Origin of the sequence: Streptomyces sp. CA-181903, from assembly GCF_050937075.1 — a bacterium.
In the GTDB taxonomy this organism is placed as follows: domain Bacteria; phylum Actinomycetota; class Actinomycetes; order Streptomycetales; family Streptomycetaceae; genus Streptomyces.
The window spans coordinates 4740978-4756096 of sequence record NZ_JBNJLY010000001.1 but is presented as its reverse complement, the minus strand read 5'-3'; the positions used below and the strand labels follow the sequence as shown (position 1 = coordinate 4756096).

At 71.6% G+C, this 15119-nt stretch carries 11 protein-coding genes; 7 read left to right on the top strand and 4 right to left on the bottom strand.

Going from position 1 to position 15119, the window contains the following annotated elements; all coding sequences use genetic code 11:
- Positions 1-14 precede the first annotated feature (14 nt).
- Positions 15-791: a Flp pilus assembly protein CpaB gene (gene cpaB, locus ACQEVS_RS21355; RefSeq protein ID WP_433022682.1), complete on the bottom strand. Its 777-nt coding sequence runs from the start codon at positions 789-791 to the stop codon at positions 15-17.
- 427 nt (positions 792-1218) lie between these two features.
- Positions 1219-2094 carry a hypothetical protein gene (locus ACQEVS_RS21350; protein WP_433022680.1) on the bottom strand — a complete coding sequence of 292 codons (876 nt, stop codon included), beginning with the start codon at positions 2092-2094 and terminating at the stop codon, positions 1219-1221.
- A 331-nt stretch (positions 2095-2425) separates the two neighbouring features.
- On the opposite strand from ACQEVS_RS21350, the gene ACQEVS_RS21345 reads away from it, so the two are divergent.
- Positions 2426-4246: a chitinase gene (locus tag ACQEVS_RS21345; RefSeq protein WP_433022678.1), complete on the top strand. Its 1821-nt coding sequence runs from the start codon at positions 2426-2428 to the stop codon at positions 4244-4246.
- Between the two features lie 85 nt (positions 4247-4331).
- Here the strand turns inward: ACQEVS_RS21345 and ACQEVS_RS21340 are convergent, their stop codons facing one another.
- Positions 4332-5216: a trypsin-like serine peptidase gene (locus tag ACQEVS_RS21340; RefSeq protein ID WP_433022676.1), complete on the bottom strand. Its 885-nt coding sequence runs from the start codon at positions 5214-5216 to the stop codon at positions 4332-4334.
- A gap of 215 nt (positions 5217-5431) precedes the next feature.
- Here ACQEVS_RS21340 and ACQEVS_RS21335 point away from each other — a divergent pair, with 215 nt between their 5' ends.
- From ACQEVS_RS21335 to ACQEVS_RS21315, 5 genes are all read left to right on the top strand, one after another.
- Positions 5432-6781 (top strand): M14 family metallopeptidase, encoded by a 1350-nt coding sequence (locus ACQEVS_RS21335; RefSeq protein WP_433022674.1) that lies wholly within the window; start codon positions 5432-5434, stop codon positions 6779-6781.
- A 192-nt stretch (positions 6782-6973) separates the two neighbouring features.
- Positions 6974-8254 carry an amino acid deaminase gene (locus tag ACQEVS_RS21330; RefSeq protein WP_433022672.1) on the top strand — a complete coding sequence of 427 codons (1281 nt, stop codon included), beginning with the start codon at positions 6974-6976 and terminating at the stop codon, positions 8252-8254.
- A gap of 95 nt (positions 8255-8349) precedes the next feature.
- On the top strand, positions 8350-9984 hold the full coding sequence (locus ACQEVS_RS21325; RefSeq protein ID WP_433022670.1) for an N-acyl-D-amino-acid deacylase family protein: 1635 nt from the start codon (positions 8350-8352) through the stop codon (positions 9982-9984).
- 86 nt (positions 9985-10070) lie between these two features.
- A complete protein-coding gene (locus ACQEVS_RS21320; protein ID WP_433022668.1) occupies positions 10071-11282 on the top strand; it encodes a pyridoxal phosphate-dependent aminotransferase in 1212 nt (403 codons plus the stop codon).
- A gap of 143 nt (positions 11283-11425) precedes the next feature.
- The gene (locus ACQEVS_RS21315) at positions 11426-11848 is read left to right on the top strand and encodes a hypothetical protein (protein ID WP_433022666.1); all 423 of its coding nucleotides are present in this window, start codon (positions 11426-11428) and stop codon (positions 11846-11848) included.
- 103 nt (positions 11849-11951) lie between these two features.
- Here ACQEVS_RS21315 and ACQEVS_RS21310 read toward each other — a convergent pair whose 3' ends face one another.
- Positions 11952-13784: a phosphoenolpyruvate carboxykinase (GTP) gene (locus ACQEVS_RS21310; RefSeq protein ID WP_433022664.1), complete on the bottom strand. Its 1833-nt coding sequence runs from the start codon at positions 13782-13784 to the stop codon at positions 11952-11954.
- 273 nt (positions 13785-14057) lie between these two features.
- On the opposite strand from ACQEVS_RS21310, the gene trhA reads away from it, so the two are divergent.
- Positions 14058-14792, top strand: coding sequence for a PAQR family membrane homeostasis protein TrhA (trhA, locus tag ACQEVS_RS21305; protein ID WP_433022662.1), 735 nt, complete (start codon positions 14058-14060; stop codon positions 14790-14792).
- Positions 14793-15119: the final 327 nt, after the last annotated feature.

Sequence of the window (15119 nt, the reverse complement as noted above, 5' to 3'; positions counted from 1 at the left end):
GGAACGTCCCCCGTCTACTTGTCGCCGTCGAGGGTGTACGTGCGGTCGGAACCGCTGACGCCGGTGTCGTCGCCCGGCGCCACCAGGGCCAGCCGCACATGGGTCGCGAACGACTCGGCGTACGCGACGCGTTGCGCGTCCTTCGTGCCCAGGGCGAAGGTGATCGGCACGGCGTCGCCCGCCTGCCGGGTCCCGGACGCGCCGGTCCGGGCGCCGCCGCTCCGGCCGTCGAGCGGGGTGAGCCTGCCGACCTCGATGACCTGGGCACCGCTGACGATGACCTTCGACACCGGCTGGGGGTTCGCGTCCTTCGTGGAGTCCTTGCCGGCGCCGCCGGCAGCCACGCCCGCCGCCCCGCCCCTGCCGTCGAAGGTGGCGTAGATGTTGACCTTCGACCCCGGTGTGATCTTCCCGGCCACCCCGGTCGCCGCGTCGATCATGATGGCGATCTCCTGCTGACCGGGCGCGAGGGCGGGCCGGTTGACGATCATGTCGCTCTGCAGCAGCGATCCCCTGCGGAGCGGAGTCACGGCGATCTTGCCCCGCACCTCGGCGAGATCCGTGACCGCCGTGGCGGGCAGCCAGCGTCTGGGCATCGACACCTTCTCGAACTGCCCCTCGTCCAGCGCCCGGTAGGCCGCGACGTCGGACCGCAGCCGGTAGGCGGTGACCTCCGGGCCGACCTTCGACTCGGCGTCGTCCACCACCGCGTAGACCCCGGCCGCCGCTCCCACGGCGCAGAGGACCGACAGGAGCAGCAGGATGATCCCGCGTCGCTGGCGTGAGTTCATGGTGCGGCGGACCTCACTGGGGCTCGGTTGGGGTGCGGCGGCTCGGTGGTTCCGGCGACGAGGCGGTGACCGGCGGGACGGTGGGCCGCTTGCCGCCGACCGTTCCAGGGGCACGGCTCGGCCCGTACGCGTCGGCGGCTTCGGACGGCTCCCCGCCGGCGGTCCCATACGGCTCCACGTCGGTGACCCCGAACGCCTTCACGCCGTTGGTCCCGCGCGGCTCCACACCGGCGGTCCCGTAAGGCGCCGGAGCCCGCGGCGCGTCGCGCGCCCCCGGTGAATCCGGCGGGCGGTCGGCGGCCGGGGCTGCGAGGGTACGCCGATCGACCGGCCCGCGTGCGGCGTTCCGGCATGGCGCACCCCTTCGGGCCATTCCGGCATGCCGCACCCCTTCGAGCGCGGTCCGGACGCCCCCGGAACCGGTCCCTCACGCCGCCTCCCCCACTCCGGCCGCACAGAACCCGCAGCGGTCCCCGATGAGTTCGAGCCCGCACCAGCGGCACTCCTCCCGCCGGACGGAGGCGATCAGCTGGTAGAGGATCGACGGATCGGGGATGGCGGCGGCGAACTCCACGGCGCGCCGGGTGCCCCACCAGCGGACGGACTCCGCGGGCAGTGGCGACACCTCCTGCACCCCATCGACGCGCCACTCCGGGGCGAGGACGTCCGTCACCCAGTCCTCGGCCCGGCGGGGGCCGTCGCGGGCGACGGTCAGCCGGGTCGGGTAGGCGGGGCCCGGAACGTCGTCACCGCCGGGGCGGACGAGGCGCGGAGCGGGGTTGACGAGGACGCCGAACCGGACGCCGGGAAGCAGCGAGGTGAGGTGCGGGCCGAGGCCGACCGGTACCCGGTCGAAGCGGGCGACGCTGGCCAGTTGGGCGCCGGCGTAGATGTAGTGGGCGAGCAGGCGGGTGGCGGAGGCGAGGACTCCGGGGCCCAGGTCGGAGACGGACAACTGGCGTAACTGGCGGGCCAGGACGCCGACCGCCAGCGGCGGCAGGGCGACGGGCAGCAGGGCGATCCGTTCGCTCTCCAGGACCGCGCGGACGGTGTGCAGCCGGCGGACATAGGCGGCGGGCAGCGCGTCGGAGTGGACGACGACCAGGTGGCCGCACCGGTCGAGCAGGGCGGACGCCTGGGCCACCGCGGTCTCCAGCGGCTGCGCCTCGGGCGGCTGGAGGACGGCCGCGGTCGGCGCCGGGCCGTCGGGGGCGGGCAGCACCAGGTCGGGGCTGGTGACGGCTATCGCAATCGGCACGTCCGAATCCCCGTCCACTCCTGCCCCCGGAGCCCCGGCGGCCATGGATCGACCCTGCTCGGCGCCGCTGCCCCGCACACGCCGGCGCCCCGCACTTTATCCACGAACGGAGCGGCCCGGAACAGTTCCTCCGAACCGGCCCGGCCCGGCTCCCTCCCGTCTCCTCCGGCCCGTTGCCGAGTGGAGGCGGGCCGGCCGCCTTCCCGCGCACAGACCGGTACGGGGAACCGCGAGGGAACGCGAACAGCGCCCTCCGCGCCTCCCCTTGACGGACGCAATGGTCTGGACCATCCTCAGCGCACGCGGACGGTGACCCCCCTCCTTCACAGCGATACCCCCCGCTCACCGTTTCAACTCTCCCCCACCGGAGGCAGTAGTGAATCGCTCCGACCACCCATGTCATGACGCACGTCCCGGCCCGGCCCCCACGGGAAGCAGGAAGAGTCACCGCCTGGGCGGTCTCCTCACCGCCCTCGCCCTGGCCGCCGCGGGCACGGCCGCCACCGGCCCCGCGCACGCCGCTCCCCACACCACCACCCCCGCGCCGACGGCCGACACCCGGACCGCCAACACCCCATCCGCCATCACCCCATCCACCAACGCCCCGAAAGCCGATCCCAACCTCGTCAAGAACGCGGGGTTCGAGAACGGCCTGTCCCCCTGGACCTGTTCCGCCGACAGCGGCACCACCGGCACCCCCGCCCACTCCGGCACCGCCGCCCTCAAAGCCACGCCGAGCGGACTCGACAACGCCCGCTGCGCACAGACCGTCGCCGTCAAGCCCGGCTCCGCCTACACGCTGAGCGCCTGGGTGCAGGGCTCGTACGTATACCTGGGCGCGAGCGGCACCGGCACCACCGACGTCTCCACCTGGACACCGGGCACGGGCACGGACTGGAAGGAACTCACCACCTCCTTCACCACCGGCCCCAACACCACCTCCGTCACCGTGTACACCCACGGCTGGTACGGCCAGAGCCCCTACCTCGCCGACGACATCACCCTCACCGGCCCGGGCGGCAGCGATCCGGGCGACCCCGGCGACCCCGTACCCTCCGCCCCCGGTGGGCTGACGGCCGGCCGGACCACCTCCTCGTCCGTCGACCTGTCCTGGACCCCGGTCACCGGTGCCACCGGCTACCAGGTCTACCGCGACGGCGCGAAGGCGCAGTCGGCGACCGGTGCCTCGGCCACCATCACCGGACTCGCGCCCTCCACCACGTACCGCTTCCAGGTCACGGCGGTCAACGCGGCCGGGGAGTCGCCCCGTTCCGCGGAGATCAGCGTCACGACGGCCGCGGGCGGCGGCCGGCCCCCGGTGTCCAAGCACGCGGTGACCGGCTACTGGCAGAACTTCGACAACGGCGCCAAGGTCCAGCGGATCAGCGACGTGCAGGCGCAGTACGACATCATCGCCGTCGCCTTCGCCGACGCCACCGCCACGCCCGGTGCCGTGGACTTCACCCTCGACCCCGGCCTGCGCTACAGCGAAGCCGACTTCAAGGCCGACATCGCGGCCAAGCGGGCGGCCGGCAAGTCGGTGGTGATATCCGTCGGCGGCGAGCGCGGCAGCGTACGCGTCAGCGACGCCGCGTCCGCCGCCAACTTCGCGGACAGCGTCTACCGGCTGATGCAGAAGTACGGCTTCGACGGCGTCGACATCGACCTGGAGAACGGCCTCGACCCCACGTACATGACGCAGGCCCTGCGCGCCCTGTCGGCGAAGGCCGGCGACAAGCTCGTGATCACCATGGCGCCGCAGACACTCGACATGCAGTCGACGTCGGCGAGTTACTTCAAGACGGCGCTGAACGTCAAGGACATCCTGACCGTCGTCAACACGCAGTACTACAACAGCGGCTCCATGCTGGGCTGCGACGGAAAGGTGTACTCGCAGGGGTCGGCCGACTTCCTCACCGCGCTGGCCTGCATCCAGTTGGAGGGCGGTCTCGCGCCCTCGCAGGTCGGCCTGGGCCTGCCCGCCTCCCCGCGCGGCGCCGGCAGCGGCTACGTGGACCCGTCCGTGGTGAACAACGCCCTCGACTGCCTGGCCAAGGGCACCGGCTGCGGCTCCTTCAAGCCCGCGAAGACCTACCCGGGCATCCGCGGGGCGATGACCTGGTCGACGAACTGGGACGCGAGCAACGGCAACGCCTGGTCCGACGCGGTCGGCACGCACGTCCACGGGCTGCAGTAACGATCCTGCGCAACCGTACGACGAGGGCCCACCGGATTTCCCCGGCGGGCCCTCGCTTCACACCACGTCGTTCACACCACAGCCGTCACGGCTTGGGCAGCGTGCAGTCCGGCAGGCTCAGGTCGATCCTGTTGCCGGCCGTCACACACTTGGTGATGCCGTACGTCTGTTCGGCGTAGTTGATGCCGCGCCGGACGGTGACGTTCCCGTTCTCGTCCACCTCGCACGGGTTGTTCTCCGTGCACCGCTCGCCGTTCTCGTTGCCGGTGTTGTTGACGGCGATCACCTTGCCGGTGTTCACGTCGATGACCGGCGAGCCGGACGTCCCTCCGATGGTGTTGCAGGAGGGCGTGTAGCGCAGCGAGTCCTTCCAGGTCCAGTCGCCCTCGCGGAGCTCGTGGACGAAGCCGTCCACGTTGCAGGAGTAGATCCGCTTCCAGTAGCCCGAGACGACCTTGATCGGCGTGCCGGCGGCGGGGTGGTCGGCGGAGAGGCTGAGGGCGTTGATCCCGTAGCTCTTCTTGATCTGCGCGTAGCTGGTGGTCAGCTGGTACAGGGTGACGTCGGTGTCGGTCATGGTCGCGTAGGCGACCTTGCTCGCGCGGAGCGTGGCGGCCCTGCCCGCGGTGGAGTTGAGCAGGCTGAACGTACGGGACGACGGCTGGTCGACGATGACGTCGCCCGGGCCCGGCATGCCGGTCTCCAGGCAGTGCCCGTTGGTGAGCACGAGGCCGGGGTCGCTGTCGGCCGAGTTGGGGAGGCGTATCAGCGAGCCCGAGCAGTTGCTGAGGGCGACGGTGCCGGCGAAGTCGACGGCCTTGGGCTTGGCCTTCGCCTTGGCTTGCGGCGCGGATGCCCGCGACGCGTCGGCCGTCTGGGTCGTGGCACCCGCGGGGGCGGCGGCGATGCCGGTCGCGGCCGCGCCGCCGAGCAGCAGCGTGGTGAGTACGCCGACGAGAGGTCGTCTCATGGGGGGTGGTCCTCTCCGGACGGAAGTGCGTTCCGATTTGGCATGTGCATTGTTGGTGGCCTTGAGGTCACGCGCAATCAATCGGTCCCGAGTGACGGTGAAGTTGGCCGGAACCCCTCGCACCGGAGTCCTTGACCTGCTCATGCCATTCTCTTGACACTGACCTCGCCCAACCCCCCACCCGTCGCACACACCGGACCCCTCAGGAGGCCGTCATGCGACCGCGTTCATCCGGCGGCAGGGCAGCCGCCCTCGCCACCGCCCTCTCCCTCGCCTCCCTCGCTCTGGCCGCGCCCGCCGTCTCCTCGGCGGCCGGATCCGCGCCGCACTCCGCGACCGGGACGACCCACTCGTACGAGACGACTCACTCGTACGAGGTGACGGGCCCGCGCACCGCCGCCCAGCGCACCGCCGTCGCCGCGACCGGCGCGTCCGTCGACGCCGTCCACGGGAACACCGTGGTCATCACCGCGAACGCGGCCCAGGCCGATCGCGTCCGCGGCCTCGGCCACCGCGTGACCGAGCTGCCCGGCCCGCCGGACCGCTCGGCCGGCGGACGGCCCGTCCCGTACGACTTCCCGTCCCGCGACGCCAAGTACCACAACTACCGCGAGGCCATGGCCGAGGTCGACGCGGACGTCGCGGCCCACCCGTCGTTCATGAGCAAGCGGATCATCGGCAAGAGCCAGGAAGGGCGCGACATCGTCGCCGTCCGGGTCAGCTCCGGCGTGAAGCCCGACGACGCCAAGCCGGAGGTCCTGTTCACCCACCACCAGCACGCACGTGAGCACCTGACCGTCGAGATGGCCCTCTACCTGCTGAAGGAGTTCGGGAACGGCTACGGCACCGACCCCCGGGTCACCAAGATGATCGACGAGCGGGTGATCTGGATCGTCCCTGATGTCAACCCCGACGGTGGCGAATACGACATCGCCACCGGCACCTACCGCAACTGGCGCAAGAACCGGCAGCCCAACTCCGGTTCCTCGAATGTCGGCACCGACCTCAACCGCAACTGGGGTTACAAATGGGGTTGCTGCGGCGGCTCCTCGGGCAGCACCGGGTCGGAGACCTACCGCGGCCGGGCCGCCGAGTCGGCGCCCGAGGTCAAGGTCGTCGCCGACTTCGTCCGCGGCCGGGTCGTCAACGGGAAGCAGCGGATCAAGGCCGCGATCGACTTCCACACCTACAGCGAACTGGTGATGTGGCCGTTCGGCTGGACCTACAGCGACACCGCGTCCGGCATGACGCAGGACGACCACGACGCGTTCGCCAAGGTGGGCAAGGCGATGGCGGCCAGCAACGGCTACACGGCCGAGCAGTCGAGCGACCTCTACATCACCGACGGCACGATCGACGACTGGCTGTGGGGCGAGCAGAAGGTCTTCGCCTACACCTTCGAGATGTACCCGACCGACGCGGGCGACGGCGGCTTCTACCCGCCGGCCTCGGTGATCGACCGGGAGACGGCCCGCAACCGGGACGCGGTGCTCCAGTTGCTGGAGAACGCGGACTGCATGTACCGGTCCATCGGCAAGGAGCAGCAGTACTGTGCGAAGCGGTAGGAAGCCGTCGGAGAAGGGGCACGGGCGGGCGGGCCACGGTGATCCGCCCGCCCGGTGTGCTCCGATCGGTGCGCACCATCGCCGACGAGCCGCCGGTGACCGCCGTTGACCAGGTGTTCCGCCGGGTGTTAGACAGCCGCGAGCGGTGCGCACGGCGGATGCCGCACCGGACGCGCAGAACGAGGAGGCTCGATGGCCGTCGCCGACGACGCCCTGGCCCGGCTCGCCCACGAGCCGGTGGACCACCGTTTCAAGGGGCTGCCCCCGGACGCCGAGGGGCTGACCGTCGGCGCCCTCACGGCCCAGCGGCGCTCCTTGTTCACCGGCGGCTTCACGACGCCCGTGCTGACCCTGTCGGCCGAGGCGCTGGACCACAACCTCGCGCTGATGGAACGCTGGTCCGCGGAGCACGGCCTCGCCTTCGCGCCGCACGGCAAGACGTCGATGGCCCCCCGCCTGTTCGCGCGGCAGCTCGCGCACGGCGCGTGGGGCATCACCGCCGCCATGCCCGCCCAGGCCCGCGTCTACCGGGCCTTCGGCGTGCGGCGGATCTTCCTCGCCAACCAGGTGGTGGACGCCGCCGCGCTGCGCTGGCTGGCCGGCGAACTCGCCGCCGACCCCGACTTCCGCGTCGTCGTCTACGTCGACTCCGTGCGCGGCGTCGAGCTGATGGACGCGGCCCTGCGCGGGGCCGGAGCGGGCCGGCCGCTGGACGTCGTCGTCGAACTCGGCGCCGCGGGCGGGCGGACGGGCGTGCGGACGGCGGCGGACGCCGCGCTGGTCGCGGACGCGGTGGCGGGTGCGGAAACGTTGCGGCTGGTGGGCGTCGCCGGGTACGAGGCGGAGATCCCGGACGCCGACGAGGCACGGGTCCGCGCCTGGGTGCGCGATCTGACCTCGCTGGTTGTGGAGTTCGACGCGGCCGGACGGTTCGCGGGTGTCGAGGAGATCGTGGTCAGCGCGGGCGGCAGCTCGTGGTTCGACGCGGTCGCCGAGGTCTTCGGAGAGCTTCCGACGCTGTCCGCGCCGGTGCTCAAGCTGCTGCGCTCCGGCGCGTACATCACCCATGACGACGGGCAGTACCGCCGCAAGACCCCCTTCGCCCGCCACCCCGCGGAGGGCGCCCTGCGGCCGGCCTTCCGGCTCTGGACCCAGTGCGTCTCCCGCCCGGAACCGGGCCACGCCTACCTCAACGCGGGCAAGCGGGACGCCCCGTACGACCTCGGCCTCCCCGAGGCGCAGGTCGTCCGCTCCGGCCGCGACGGCGCCGAGCGCCCCGCAGACCGTATGACGGTCACCCGCCTCGCCGACCAGCACGCCTTCGTCACCCTGCCCGAGGACGACCCGCTGGAGGTCGGCGACTGGGTCGGCCTGGGGATCTCGCACCCGTGCACGGCGTTCGAGAAGTGGCCGATGATCCCGGTGGTGGACGCGGGCGGGACGGTGACGGAGTACGTGCGGACGTTCTTCTGACGTTTGACGTGGTGGGCGTGGTGGGCGGCGGGCCCGGGTGTCCGTCGCTGACCGCGGCCCCCGCCCGGCCCGGCGTCGTCGAAAGGCGGTTGCCCATGGACACGGTCTTCCGGGACGTCCGGCTCGTGGACGGTGGCGGCGGCCCGTCCTTCCGCGCCGACGTCGGTGTGGACGGCGGCCGGATCGCCGTGATCGTCCGCGAGGGCGCGGGGAGCCGCCCGTCCGGGCGCCGGACCGTCGACGCGCACGGCCTCGTCCTCGCCCCCGGCTTCGTCGACATGCACGCACACAGCGACCTGGCCCTGCTGCGCGACCCCGGGCACGAGGCCAAGGTCGCGCAGGGTGTGACGTTGGAGGTGCTCGGGCAGGACGGGCTGTCGTACGCGCCCGTGGACGACCGGACGCTCGCCGGGGTGCGGACGCAGATCACCGGCTGGAACGGTGACGGGCAGGACGTCGACTTCACCTGGCGCACGACGGGCGAATACCTGGACCGGCTCGACCACGGCTTCGGCGGCGAGGGCATCGCGGTCGACGCCGCGTACCTCGTGCCGCACGGAACGGTCCGGATGCTGGTGGTCGGCTGGGAGAACCGTTCCGCCACGGACGCCGAGCTGGGACGGATGCGGCGGCTGGTGGCAGAGGGGCTGGAGCAGGGGGCCATGGGCCTGTCGGCGGGGCTCACCTATCCACCGGGCCTGTACGCGGATGACACCGAACTCACCGCGCTGTGCCGGGTGGTCGCGCGGTACGGCGGGTACTTCTGCCCGCACCACCGTTCGTACGGCGCGCACGCCCTGCGGGCCTACGCGGAGATGATCGAGGTGGCGCGGGACTCGGGCTGCGCGCTGCATCTCGCGCACACCGTCCTGAACTTCGCGGGGAACGAGGGGCGCGCACCGGAGTTGCTGCGCCTGCTCGACGCCGCGCGCGCCGGCTCCGCTCGCGCAAGCGGCGTGGACCTCACACTCGACAGTTATCCCTACACCCCCGGCTGCACCACGCTCGCGTCACTGCTGCCGAGTTGGGCGGCCGAAGGGGGCCCCGAGGCGGTGCTGGCCCGGCTGCGCGACGACGAGACGGCCGACCGGATCCGGTACGCCCTGGAGGTGGCCGGCTCCGACGGGTGCCATGGTCTGCCGGTCGACTGGGCGGCGGTCGAGGTGTCGGGCGTCGCGGACACGCGGCGGGCTCCCGGGTGCGCGGGCAGGACGATCGCCGGGCTGGCCCGTGAGCGCGGCGAGGAGCCCTGGGCGGCGGCCCGCCGGCTGCTGGTCGAGGACCGGCTCGGGACGACGGTCCTGCTGCACGTCGGACATGAGGAGAACGTCCGGGCGATCATGCGGCATCCGGCGCACACCGGTGGGAGCGACGGCATCCTGCACGGCGCCAAGCCGCACCCGCGGGCGTACGGCACCTTTCCGCACTACCTCGGGCGCTATGTCCGCGAGCTGGGGATCCTCTCCCTGGAGGAGTGCGTGGCGCATCTCACGTCCCGTCCCGCGGCCCGTCTCCGGCTGTCCGACCGGGGCCTCGTCCGGGTCGGCCGCCGGGCCGATCTGGTGCTCTTCGATCCGGACACAGTCGCCGCCGGTGCCACTTTCGAAGATCCTCGGCGGCTTCCAACCGGCATTCCTTATGTCCTGATTGCCGGACGCTTTGTGATGGAAGACGGACGCCGGACGGACGTTCTGGCGGGCCGCGCCGTCCGGCGCGCTCCGGCGCCCTGAACCGCCCTGAACAGCGCCGATCGCGCGCGCCCGACTCACGCGGAAAGCCGGAGCGCGGCGTCGCGCGCCCCCGTATGGTGGCCGTCATGCAGGTGATCCAGTCAACGAAACTCGCCAATGTCTGCTACGAGATCCGTGGTCCGGTGCTGGAGGAGGCGATGCGGCTGGAGGCGGCGGGCCATCGCATCCTCAAGCTCAACACCGGCAACCCGGCGATCTTCGGCTTCGAGTGCCCTCCGGAGATCCTGGAGGACATGCTGCGGAACGTCGGCGACGCGCACGGCTACGGCGACGCCAAGGGTCTGCTCTCGGCGCGGCGCGCGGTGGTGCAGCATTACGAGACCAAGGGCATCGAGCTGTCCGTCGAGGACGTGTACCTGGGCAACGGCGTCTCGGAGCTGATCCAGATGTCGATGCAGGCGCTGCTCGACGACGGCGACGAGGTGCTGGTCCCGGCGCCGGACTACCCGCTGTGGACGGCGTCGGTCTCGCTGGCGGGCGGTACGGCGGTGCACTACCGCTGCGACGAGCAGTCCGACTGGATGCCCGACCTGGCCGACATCGAGCGCAAGGTCACCGACCGCACCAAGGCGCTCGTCATCATCAACCCCAACAACCCCACGGGCGCCGTCTACGACGACGAGATGCTGCGCGGCCTCACGGAGATCGCCCGCCGGCACAACCTGATCGTCTGCTCCGACGAGATCTACGACAAGATCCTCTACGACGGCGTCACCCACACCCCCACCGCCGCCATCGCCCCCGACCTGCTGACCCTCACCTTCAACGGGCTGTCCAAGGCGTACCGGGTCGCCGGCTACCGCAGCGGCTGGATGGCGGTGTGCGGCCCGAAGGCGCACGCGGACAGCTATATCGAGGGCCTGACGATCCTGGCCAACATGCGGCTGTGCGCCAACATGCCCGCCCAGCACGCGGTGGCCACCGCCCTCGGCGGCCGGCAGTCGATCAACGACCTGGTCCTGCCGGGCGGCCGGCTGCTGGAGCAGCGCGACGTGGCGCATGAGCTGTTGACGCAGATCCCGGGTGTGACGTGTGTGAAGCCGAAGGGTGCGCTGTACGCGTTCCCGCGGCTCGATCCCAAGGTCTACAAGATCAAGGACGACCGGCAGATGGTGCTGGATCTGCTGCGCGCCGAGAAGATCATGGTGGTCCACGGCACGGGCTTCAACTGGCCGGAGCCGGACCACTTCCGCCTGGTCACGCTGCCGAACGCCAAGGACATGGCGGACGCGGTCACCCGGATCGGCACCTTCCTGGACGGTTACAGCCAGCCCTGACGCCACCGTCGTCTTTCACGGGCCCGTCTCTTGCGAGAACCCGTCCCGCACGGACCCCGTCTCGCGCAGCCGTCTCGTACACGACATAACTTTAGACAGGATCTAAGTTAGGATGGCCTTCCAAGCAGGACAGGAGGCCATCCATGTACGAACCGATCCGCACCAAGTCGGTCCACACCATGGCCGAACCCGTGCGCGGCGGTCACGGCCCGCGCCGCTCCCGGAGCCAGGAACTGGACATCCGGCTCGCGGGGCACCTGACCGCACTGCTCACGGTGACCGACGAACTGCGGGCCCTGACCCCGTCCGCCGAGCTGGACGACGCCGCCCGGCGGCTGGCCGCCCGGATCGAGCGGCTGCGCGGCGGGCACGCCCCGCTGCGGGCGGTGCCCACGGTGGCCGACGGCGGCCCTGCCCGCGTGCACGCCCTGCACCAGCGGGCGCACATGCTGGCCGGTCAGGCCCTGGTGGTCGCCGGCTCGCGCGGCGACGCCGCCGGGGCGGCCCTGGCCGAGGGACGGCTGCGGGCACACGCGGCGGCGCTCGGGATCACCGACGGCGGCTGAGCGGGCCGCTGCCCCGACCGGGGCGCCGACCCGCCGTGGAGAACCGCCGCGTAAAACACGGCAGGGCGGGACCGGACAACCTTCCGGTCCACGCCCCGTCACCTCAGCCCAGGCGCTTCACCAGTGCCCGGTACTCGTCCCACAGCTCCTTCGGCGTGTGCTCGCCAAAGGTGTTGAGGTGCTCCGGCACCAGTCCGGCCTCCTCGCGCCAGACCTCCTTGTCGACCGAGAGCAGCAGGTCGAGGTCGGCGTCGGCGATGTCCAGGCCGTTCGTGTCGAGCGCCTCGCGCGTCGGCAGGACGCCGATCGGCGTCTCGACGCCCTCCGCGGCTCCGTCCAGGCGCTCGACGATCCACTTGAGCACCCGGCCGTTCTCGCCGAAGCCCGGCCACACGAAGCGGCCGTCCGCGTCCTTGCGGAACCAGTTGACGTAGTAGATCTTCGGCAGCTTCGCCTCGTCGCCCCGCTCGGCGGCGGCCTGGCCGATCTTGATCCAGTGACCCATGTAGTCGCCCATGTTGTAGCCGCAGAACGGCAGCATGGCGAAGGGGTCGCGGCGCAGCTCGCCGACCTTGCCCTCGGCGGCGGCGGTCTTCTCGGAGGCGACGTTGGCGCCGATGAAGACGCCGTGCTGCCAGCTGAAGGACTCGGTGACCAGCGGCACGGCCGAGGCCCGGCGGCCGCCGAAGAGGATGGCCGAGATCGGCACGCCCTTGGGGTCCTCCCACTCGGGCGCGATGATCGGGCACTGGGCGGCGGGGACGGTGAAGCGGGCGTTGGGGTGGGCGGCCGGGGTGCCGGACTCCGGCGTCCAGTCGTTGCCCTTCCAGTCGGTGAGGTGGGCGGGCGGCTCCTCGGTCATGCCCTCCCACCACACGTCGCCGCCGTCGGTCAGGGCGACGTTGGTGAAGACCGCGTTGCCCCAGAGGGTCTTCATGGCGTTGGCGTTGGTGTGCTCGCCGGTGCCGGGGGCCACGCCGAAGAAGCCCGCCTCGGGGTTGATCGCGTAGAGCCGGCCGTCCTCGCCGAAGCGCATCCAGGCGATGTCGTCGCCGATGGTCTCCACCGTCCAGCCGGAGATGGTGGGCTCCAGCATGGCGAGGTTGGTCTTGCCGCAGGCGGACGGGAAGGCGGCGGCCACGTACTTGGCCTCGCCCTGCGGCGGGGTGAGCTTGAGGATGAGCATGTGCTCGGCGAGCCAGCCCTCGTCACGGGCCATGACGGAGGCGATGCGGAGGGCGTAGCACTTCTTGCCCAGCAGGGCGTTGCCGCCGTAGCCGGAGCCGTAGGACCAGATCTCGCGGTCCTCGGGGAAGTGCGAGATGTACTTGGTGGAGTTGCACGGCCAGGGGACGTCGGCCTCGCCCTCGGCCAGCGGGGCTCCGAGCGTGTGGACGGCCTTGACGAAGAAGCCGTCGTCGCCCAGCTCGTCGAGGACCGGCTGTCCCATGCGGGTCATGGTGCGCATGGAGACGGCGACGTACGCGGAGTCGGTGATCTCGACGCCGATCGCGGAGAGCGGCGAGCCGAGCGGGCCCATGCAGAAGGGCACGACGTACATGGTGCGGCCGCGCATGGAGCCGCGGAAGACCCCCTGCTCGCCCTGGAAGATCTCCCGCATCTCGGCGGGGTCCTTCCAGTGGTTGGTCGGGCCGGCGTCCTCCTCCTTGGCGGAGCAGATGAACGTACGGTCCTCGACGCGGGCCACGTCCGTGGGGTCGGAGGCGGCGTAGTACGAGTTGGGGCGCTTGACCGGGTCGAGCTTCCGGAAGGTGCCCTTGGCGACGAGCTCCTCGCACAGGCGCTCGTACTCGGCCTCGGAGCCGTCGCACCAGACGACCCGGTCCGGCTGGGTGAGGGCGGCGATCCGATCGACCCAGGAGATCAGTTCCTGGTGGTTGGTGGGGGTGGTGGGAGCCGCATTTGCGCGCGCCACGATCGCTCCGTCCCGCCGGGGACCCGCGAGGTGCCCGGCGTCGCATCTTGAGGGTGGAACGGACCATCCGCTTGCCTGACCCGGCAGTTGGCCCGTTTCTGCACATTCGCCCCTTGGGGGCTGCGACCCAGACGCTTCGTGACCGCTCATCCGGTGCCGCCCGCACTCATTTGATCATCCGACTCCGTTTCGGTTCTGTCCAGGGGGCACTCCCGTGACCATCGCCACGTGATACCGCCCCGTAACCTACGGTTGCGTAGGTAGCATGGCGCCATGACACCCGCGCCCGACGCGGCGCCCGTCGCGCCCGCAACTCCCGCCGGTGCCGCGACCGCCGCGCCTCTCACCTCATGCCCTGAACCCCTGCCGGCAGTCGTCAAGCCGCGCCTCCGCGGCTGGCTGCACGCGGGGATGTTCCCCGCCGTCCTGATCGCCGGCGTCTTCCTGACCGCGCTCGCGGACAGCACCCGCGGCCGGATCGCCTGCGCCGTCTACGTCCTCAGCGCCTGTCTGCTGTTCGGCATCAGCGCCCTCTACCACCGCGGCGACTGGAGCCCACGGGTCAATGCCGTGCTCCGCCGCCTCGACCACGCCAACATCTTCCTGATCATCGCCGGCACCTACACACCGCTGACCATGCTCCTGGTCCCGGGCGGACGCGGCCAGTTGCTGCTCTGGGCGGTCTGGGCCGCGGCCGCGGCCGGCATCGCCTTCCGGGTCTTCTGGGTCGGCGCGCCGCGCTGGCTCTACACCCCCTGCTACATCGCGATGGGCTGGGCGGCCGTCTTCTTCCTGCCCGACTTCCTGCACAAGGGCGGCGTCGCCGTGCTCGTCCTGGTGATCGTCGGCGGCCTCCTCTACAGCGCGGGCGGCGTCATCTACGGCATCAAGCGCCCGAATCCGTCGCCTCGCTGGTTCGGCTTCCACGAGGTGTTCCACTCACTGACGCTGGCGGCCTTCGTCGCGCACTACGTCGGCATCTCCCTGGTGGCCTATACGCACGCCTGACCCACCCGCCCCCTCCGTCCACGTCCCGCTCATCTCCATCCGCGCCCCGCCCCGCTCGCCCGACAGCCCGGCCCACCGGCCGTCCGGCAGCGGACGGGGCGCGCTCCGTTCCCGACGCGCCGTCCGCAGTGGCCGTGGCCGTGAGGTCACGGCCACTCGCCATGCCAGGCCCGTGACGCCGGCCAGCACCACGGCCACCACCGCCGCCTCGCCGGCGACCAGGTACGCCCCCACACTCAACGCCGCGATCAGTACGGCCCCGGCGTTCACCACGGCACCCATCAGAGATCACTCCTCCCGTTCGGCCTCTTACCGACCGTTCCCCTT